General features: G+C 68.0%; 8 protein-coding genes and 1 pseudogene. 4 read left to right on the forward strand and 5 right to left on the reverse strand.

Translation table 11 applies throughout. The annotated features are described in order from the left end of the window. A pseudogene (locus tag ACY34J_RS28450) lies at positions 1-256 on the forward strand (NUDIX hydrolase); the annotation flags it as partial. A 265-nt stretch (positions 257-521) separates the two neighbouring features. Here the strand turns inward: ACY34J_RS28450 and ACY34J_RS28455 are convergent. The 4 genes from ACY34J_RS28455 to ACY34J_RS28470 form a co-directional block, all read right to left on the reverse strand. After that, a complete protein-coding gene (locus ACY34J_RS28455; protein WP_462729520.1) occupies positions 522-1,421 on the reverse strand; it encodes an aminoglycoside phosphotransferase family protein in 900 nt (299 codons plus the stop codon). Positions 1,422-1,633: 212 nt separating this feature from the next. Beyond that, complete coding sequence (locus ACY34J_RS28460; protein WP_462729521.1) at positions 1,634-2,992, reverse strand: MFS transporter; 1,359 nt, start codon at positions 2,990-2,992, stop codon at positions 1,634-1,636. A 205-nt stretch (positions 2,993-3,197) separates the two neighbouring features. After that, the gene (locus ACY34J_RS28465; RefSeq protein ID WP_462729522.1) at positions 3,198-3,347 is read right to left on the reverse strand and encodes an MFS transporter small subunit; all 150 of its coding nucleotides are present in this window, start codon (positions 3,345-3,347) and stop codon (positions 3,198-3,200) included. 2 nt (positions 3,348-3,349) lie between these two features. Continuing rightward, entirely contained in the window at positions 3,350-4,828 is a 1,479-nt protein-coding gene (locus tag ACY34J_RS28470; protein ID WP_462729523.1) for an OFA family MFS transporter, read from the reverse strand. A 1,072-nt stretch (positions 4,829-5,900) separates the two neighbouring features. On the opposite strand from ACY34J_RS28470, the gene ACY34J_RS28475 reads away from it, so the two are divergent. Both ACY34J_RS28475 and ACY34J_RS28480 read left to right on the forward strand, forming a co-directional pair. Beyond that, positions 5,901-6,065, forward strand: a complete 165-nt coding sequence (locus ACY34J_RS28475) for a CBS domain-containing protein (RefSeq protein WP_462729524.1) — start codon at positions 5,901-5,903, stop codon at positions 6,063-6,065. Continuing rightward, positions 6,034-6,282, forward strand: coding sequence for a CBS domain-containing protein (locus ACY34J_RS28480; protein ID WP_462729525.1), 249 nt, complete (start codon positions 6,034-6,036; stop codon positions 6,280-6,282). Before ACY34J_RS28475 ends, ACY34J_RS28480 begins: the two co-directional genes overlap by 32 nt. 185 nt (positions 6,283-6,467) lie before the next feature. Here ACY34J_RS28480 and ACY34J_RS28485 read toward each other — a convergent pair whose 3' ends face one another. Continuing rightward, complete coding sequence (locus tag ACY34J_RS28485) at positions 6,468-7,361, reverse strand: universal stress protein (RefSeq protein ID WP_462729526.1); 894 nt, start codon at positions 7,359-7,361, stop codon at positions 6,468-6,470. A gap of 183 nt (positions 7,362-7,544) precedes the next feature. Here ACY34J_RS28485 and ACY34J_RS28490 point away from each other — a divergent pair. After that, positions 7,545-7,753 (forward strand): hypothetical protein (locus tag ACY34J_RS28490; RefSeq protein WP_462761991.1); only part of this gene is annotated, 209 nt, incomplete at its 3' end.

A 7,753-nucleotide genomic window follows, 5' to 3' on the forward strand; every position in this document is an offset into this window, starting at 1 on the left:
TGGGGGTCGCCCCCGCCTACGCCGAGCCGGCCAACGGGATCACGATTCACAGCACCACGTCTTCCGTGTGGACGGCGCGACCTACGCCGGGCCGCCCACGGAGAAGAACGAGTCCGACCGCATCGAGTGGATCCGCCTCACGGAGGTGCGGGGAATGATCGACCGCCGCGAGATCGTGAGCAGCGGATCGCTCGTCGGTCTGCTGTACCTGCTCATGGATGAACGGCGGCGCCGATCACGCGGCGGCGGCCGCTAGCGATCCGCTGACCGGTGGGAGGAGTTCCCGTAGCCGCGCCTCGAAGGCCAGGGCTACGGGCTCCTGCCTGTGCGGGGCCAACTGGTCGTAGAACTCACGGAGATGGCCGGACACTCGCTCGGAGGCCACCGTCGGCGTGCTTCGACGAGATCTCGCATGCAGCTTGGTCTGGATCCCAGTACCCGGCGCTACCAGGCCACCGTGCTGGTCGCAGCCATCAACGAATGGCTGTGACCAGCACGGTCCCAACACGCAGTGGGATGCCTCAGCCTTCGTCCAGCACCGCCTGGATCACGTGCCGAGCGTTGCGTGCCATCGCCGGGTTTGTCCTCCGGTAGTACGGCAGCGCGATCAGCGCCTGCGAGAGCGTCCGCCCCCGGCCGCGGCTCCAGGTCGCGTCGTCCACGCCCAGCGCCTCGCGGAAGACTTCCCTCGAATTGGCCGGCAGCAGATTCCACGCTGGGAACAGATCGCACGCCGGATCACCCACCCCCAGGCACCCGAAGTCGATTACCGAGGTCAGCCTGCCACCGTCCACCAGCAGGTTGCCTGGCATGAGATCGGCATGCAGCCACACCGGCGGCCCGTCCCAGCCCGGGGCCCGCAGCGCCTCCTCCCATACCGCGGCGGCGGCATCGCAGTCGACGCCCTCCTGCGGGAGCCCGCGCAGTTCCTCGATCGCCGCCCGGGTCTCCGCGTCGAGCGAGGGGACCGGCCCGCCGCGATGGGCCTGCGGCGCGCCTGCCAGGGTGATGCTCCGCATCGCCGCGACGAACTCGGCCAGATCCTCGGCCAGCAGCACCGGCTCACTCAGTGCCCCCGCCTCGGGGTTCTCCCCGGCCAGCCACCGGTACACCGACCACGGCCACGGATACCCCTCGGCGGGCTCCCCATCCCCGAGCACCTCGGGGATGGGCGTGGGCAGATGGGGCGCGAGTCGGGGCAGCCACGTCCGCTCCATCGACACGTCGTTGGCCCCGCCCCGCACCAGCGGCAGCCGTACGACCATGTCGTCGCCCAGCCGGTACATGGCGTTGACCGTGCCGCCGGACGGAAACCGCTCCACCGCCAGCCCCGCCCACTGCGGGAACTGCCCGGCGATCAGCCGCCGCACAAGGTCGTCGTCAATGGGGTGCATGCCGGGATGCATCTGCCCTGTGCTCATGGCACGTCATCCGACCGCCGGACGCCGACGGGCGTCAAACGCTTTTCCGACGCGGCTCAGGCAGGAGGAAGAGCATCGCGACCGTTGCGCCGGTGGCCTTTCCGATGCCGAGGTGTTGCGCAGCAGCGGGCCGGCCACCGGCGGTATGTGACGTCCGAGCCGATGGCACCGGCGGTCTGGATGCTCTTCGGCGGCTCGGCTGCGCGAGGCGCTCAGGCCCGTTCGGAGGCCGTGGCGTCCGAGATCGGGGAGCCGGCTTGGCGCGGGACCCTTGCGCCGGACGTCCCGTCCGCCTTGGGCATGAGCAGCAGTGCGGCCATCCCGACAACGCAGCAGCCCACGATGTACCAGCTGATCCCCGTGCTGGAGTGGGTGTGTTCGAGGATCGCCGCGGCGATGAGGGGGGCAGGCCCGCCCGCGATGACGGATGCCAGTTGGTAGCCGAGACCGGCGCCGCTGTAGCGGACATTGGTCCCGAATCCCTCGGCGATCAGCGCGGCTTGGGGGCCGTACTGCATGTCGTGGAAGAGGAGGGACAACACGATAGCGAGCAGGACCAGGCCCGAGCTCGCCGTGTTGAGGAGGCCGAAGTACGGGAATGCGTACAGCCCGGTGCAGACGATGCCGATGCCGTACATCCGGCGACGGCCGATCCGGTCGGACACATGGCCGAACAGCGGGACGCTGACAAGCCCGACGGCTGCCGCGAGCAGGGTGTAGTTCAGCAGATCCCCCTTGGGGAGGCTGAGCTTCTCCGTGCCGTAGGTGAGCACGAAAGTGATGAAGAGGTAGAACGGGGCCTGCTCCGACATCCGGACGAAGGCGGAGGTGAGGACCACGCGGGGCTGGTGGCGCAGCACGCTCCAGACCGGCTGGCGTACCACCTCCCGATCCTCCTTCACCTCGGTGAAGGCGGGGCTCTCCAGCACCCGCAGCCGTACGTACAGCCCGATGCCGATCAGGACGACGCTGGCGAGGAAGGGCACCCGCCAGCCCCAGCTGTCGAACCCGTCGCCGGAAGCGGTGTTCATCAGTTTGACCATGCCGGTGGAGGCGAGCAGACCGAGCGGCACGCCCAGCTGTGGCCAGCTGGCCATCAGCCCGCGGCGGTGCCGCGGCCCCCACTCCATGGACATCAGGACCGAGCCGCCCCACTCCCCGCCGACGCCGATGCCCTGCAGGATCCGCAGCAGTACGAGAAGCAGCGGCGCGGCGATGCCGATCGCCGAGTAGCCAGGCAGCAAGCCGATGAGGAAGGTGCTGACACCCATCAGGACGAGCGTGGTGACCAGCGTCGACTTGCGCCCGACCCGGTCTCCGAAGTGGCCGAAGATCGCGGCGCCCACGGGCCGCGCGGCGAAGCCGACGAACTGCGTCCCGAAGGAGGCGATGACACCCGCATAGGTGGACTGGCCGGGGAAGAACAGGTGTGGGAAGACCAGGGCGGCGGCTGTGCCATAGAGGAAGAAGTCGTACCACTCGATCGCGGTGCCCACCGTGCTGGCGATCACCGCGCGGCGGCTGTGGGTGCGTATCTCATCCGGGGAGTTGAGGGGATTGTGCTGTACCACGGCGACTCCTCACATGGCGAGGGCAACGGGACGAGTGGGGCACGGGATGCAGACGACGCCTGGTCACTGAAGGGCTTTGGCTTGCGCATGTCAACCACCCAGACCCGCCGATCCGGTTCGGAATCCGCCCGCGCGGTGAGCGCGTCCCGGTGAGCGATCCCTCGTGGACGACGGTTCCCGCCTTCCCGCGGGGCGTTGGACATTTTCAGTTCGCGAACAGCTTGGCGGCCTTGACCAGGGTCTCGAACACCCCATAACCGAGTGGGATGCCCACGGCAAGCCAGCAGAGGAGCAGCCGTACGGTGGCGCTCCGCGAAGGTGGCGGGGCGGGGGAGGCGGAGCTGGAGCCGGTCATATTCACCCCCCTTCAGCAGGGTCGGGATCGGGGATGGAGCCGGACGGTGCACCGGCGACATACGTTCCGGGCTCGGCCGACGCGCCGGCTGACCGCGGGGTGCCGGTCGTGACCGGTCCGGAGGGCTCGTGGAAGCGGTCGGAAACCGGCCGCATCAGCAGGTTGGCAAGGAAGCCCACGGCGAGTATGCCGATCACGACGAGCAGCGCCGGACGGTATGCGGCCGCGGTGAGCTGGCCCGGGCTGCCCTGGTGCTCGATGATGCCGTTCACGATGAGGGGACCGGCGACGCCGGCCGCGGACCACGCCGTGAGCAGCCGGCCGTGGATCGCCCCCACTTGATACGTGCCGAACAGGTCCTTCAGATACGCCGGGACGGTGGCGAACCCGCCGCCGTAGAAGGAGATGATCAGCCCTGCCAGCGCCGTGAACAGCGCTGTGGAGGTTGGCCCGGTGGTCGCGAGCAGTGCGTAGAGCACGATGCCCAGGCCGAGGTAGAGGGCATAGGTCGGTTTGCGGCCGATGACGTCGGAAACGGAGGACCACACGAAGCGGCCGGTCATGTTGCACATGGACAGCAGCCCGACGAACCCCCCGGCAACCACAGCGGAGATGGTGGAGGTGCCGCCTGAGCGGAAGAAGTCCTGGATCATTGGGGCGGCCTGCTCGAGGATGCCGATGCCTGCGGTGACATTGCAGAACAACACCACCCACAGCAACCAGAACTGCGGTGTACGCAGGGCGTTGGCGGCGGAGACGTTCGCTGTGGTGCGCGGTGAGCGGACGGTTGCCTCGGCGGCTTGCACGGGGCGGGGCGGAGTCCAGTCGGGCGCCGGCACGCGCACGCTGAAGGCGCCGGACATCATGGCGATGGCGTAGGCGATCCCGAGCACGAGGAATGTCGCGGTCAGTGCGCTGCCGGAGACGTCCGCGCCGGTGCCGGCCGGGTCGTAGGAGGGGTCGAACACCTGCATCAGCTTCACCGAGAGTGGAGAAGCGATGAGTGCTCCTCCGCCGAAGCCCATGATGGCGAGACCGGTGGCAAGGCCCGGTCGGTCGGGAAACCACTTGATCAAGGTGGACACCGGGGAGATGTAGCCGATGCCGAGCCCGATGCCGCCGAGGAGGCCGTAGCCCAGATAGAGCAGCCACAACTGATGAGAGGCGACGCCGAGGGCCCCGACCACAAAGCCCGATCCCCAGCAGCAGGCCGAGACGAACATCGCCTTGCGAGGGCCGCTGCGCTCCACCCAAGTTCCGCCGAAGGCCGCGGACAGACCGAGCATGACGATGGCGATGCTGAAGATCCACGCGATGGGCGTCAGCCCGGTGCCGAAATGAGCCTGCAGCGGCGTCTTGAACACGCTGAACGCGTAGACCTGGCCGATGCTCAGGTGAACGGCGAGGGCAGCTGGTGGAATCAGCCACCGCTTGTATCCGGGTGGAGCGACGGTGCGGTCCCTGTGCAGCAGTCCGGCCATGGCGCGCTCCCCTCACCTCGCCTGCTGCGGCTGCGGCTGGCCGTTATGCGACGCCCGCACCGCACGTTATCGCCGTGTGTACAAGACAGTTGTTGCGACGTCAACAACCTGCCGTAACCCAGAAGCTCGCGATCAGCTCGCGATGCCGGCCTGAACGGCGAGCGATTCGGCACTGCCGGTCCTGGGGTGCGGGCACCGCGGCCCCGGATACGGGGCGAGACCGGTCGGTTCGCCCCACGCCGGGGACGGCAGATCGGTCGCCGACTGTCGGCGCTGCCCGCCTACTCCACGCTCATGCGTCGAGCCGGGGGCTCGCTCCGCCCTGGCCACCGACGTCGGCCTGGGCGCTGTCGCCCGGGCACGGCTTCTCCGGCGCCGACTCCGCTGACCGCTCGATACTCGACGCACAGACCAGGATGCGGCCCGCGGCAGGGTCCTGCTCGAACGGAAGATTCTCGGCTCGGCAGAATATGTGAATCGAATCACTGATCTCGATCCTGGCCTTGGCCGGTACCTCATGCTTGCGGATACTGAATAACTTCCGACCGGAAAGTCATGTGTTATGAGTGAGCACGTTCACGTCCGCATCAAGAACGGCATGGGTCTATCTGAGGAAGGGGAACTGGTCGAGTACTTCAGGTGCAGGTGCGGTGCTACATGGACCAAGAGCTACCGGGCTGACGAGGGGAATCCCGAACGCTGATCGCCCTGGATTACCGAAGGCCGTGGCCGGTTCAAGACCGACTCCGAATTTTCGGAGGTATCCATTCTCCGGAGAGTGAATCCCTCTCTCCGGAGAGTGAATCCCTCTGATCGGGGCACGCGAGTCAGATCATCCCGGTGGCTGCGACCCGGCGGCGCCGGTCTTCGGCAGCCGGGCAAGTCCCGAAGGGACACATTGAAGGTCGCGGGGCGGGGCGCGGCGCTGGAATCGGCCGTGCGCGCGCACGGAGCCTCGCCGGCGAAACGGGCGGTTGAGAAGGCAGGCGTTCAACCGTGCAGATTCAATACATGATGAACAGGCCGCCGGCGAGTGTGGTACCGACGGCTCCCTTGAAGATGCGGCGCGCACATGGCGGATGCCGGCGTCGGTGCCCTGCCCGTCGTCGATCGTGACCGGGTGATCGGCATCGTCACCGACCGTGATCTTGTTGTGCGTGCGTTGGCCCGGGGGCTGTCACCCGCAGACCCGGGTGGAGGCGGTCATGTCCACCGCCCCGGTGACCGTCGAGGCTGATAACGCCGTCGCCGTCGCCATCCTCACCATGCGGTCGGTGCAGGTGCGTCACCTTCCCGTGGTGGCCGAGGGGCGCCTGGTGGGCATGATCTCCATCGATGACCTGTTCTGGCAGCTGACACAGGAACTCGCCGACCCGGCAGCCGTGGTCGATGCGGCCAGGAAGACACCGGGGATCTTCCGCGGCACCAAGCAGGCTCCGCTGCTCGACGGCTGACCGGCCCAGTGCCAGATCACGGCCTCAGGCTGAAGCCTTGCCACTGATGCCACACGGCGATGCAAGGGCCCTCCGGCATGCTGCCCACCACGCCCTGCCGGACTGCTCGCGGTGTCAGTGAACGACCGAAGGGCATGTGGCGGCACCCCTTCCCGCTCGCCTCGGGTGCCTGGCACACGCTTCCATCAGTCGCCCGGCAGTCTGACGGAGGGTGCGACGGTGATCAGGGGGCACTGAGCATGGTGGAGCAGACCGTGGCTGACGGAGCCGAGGAGCATGCCGGTGAAGCCGCCGTGGCCCCTGGTTCCGACGACCAGGCCCAGCGCATGAGCTGATTCGCGGGTGAGGACCTCCACCGGGTGACCGCGCAGGACCTCGTGGTGCACCTCCACATTGGGGTGGGTCGCGGTACGGCCGGAGGTCACTTCCGAGAGGATCCTTCGGCTCTCTTGCTCGGCTGCGCCCTCGTCGAGGTTACCGAGAAGTGGCGGGTGCCATACGTACAGTGCTCGCAGCGCGGCACCGCGGAGCTCCGCTTCCTCAAAAGCGAAGTCGATCGCCCTTTGTGACGTCGGGCTGCCGTCGACGCCGACCACGAAGTACGGCCGCTCCTGTGTGGTGTGCTCGGGCTCGCGTACGACCACCACCGGGCAGGGAGCGTGGACGATGACCGGTAGAGCCACAGCCGCGGAACTGAATAGTTCTCGCACAGCGGACAGATCCCTGGAGCCGAGGACGACCATCGTCGCCTCCTCGGCCTGATCACGCAGGACCCACGGTGCCTCGCCTTCCGCGAGCAGGGTCGAGACCTCAATGCCTGGCCGGCGGGCCTGGACGAAGGCGACCGCCTCGTCGAGGGCTCGTTCCCCCGCCGCATGCAAGGTGCGGTTCCACCTGTCCCAGGAGGGCAGCAGGTCCCGCTGCGTGACCCTGATGGTCGGCTGTCCTTCGGCGAGCACCACGCGCAGGGGCAGGTGACGCCGGTCCGCCTCGTCGGCGGCCCACGCCAGGGCCATCCGGTGACGGGGGTCGGGATCGAGACCGACGACGATCGGCCTGTGCCCAGGGAAATCTGCCATCGCCTGCTCCGATGTGTCCTCGCCTGCTTGTCGCGGGCCTGAGGCACCTGCGAACTGATCCGGGGCACGGAGCCGCCGCCCGCACGGCCGACTGGCCGCACCTCCGACCGGTTCCCCCACGGCTCCTCTTTAACCCGTTCTGACGAAGGTCGGATTCCGGCGTAACAAGGGGGTCTCTGCACGATGACTCCGGTCCGGGTTACCAGAACTCGGACGCGCATCCTGGTGGGGGGCGCCATTTCGATGGTGGCCCTCTCCGTTTGGCTCGTCCGGCACATCACGTCTCAGATCAACACCTGGCAGGGAAATGGACAGGCCTTCGCCACGATCTACGCGTTCGCCTTCCTTGTCCTGATGCTTCAGACTGATCTTGCGAGGAACCCCGGGCGTGA

This window comes from Streptomyces sp. HSS9-12, from assembly GCF_054963655.1.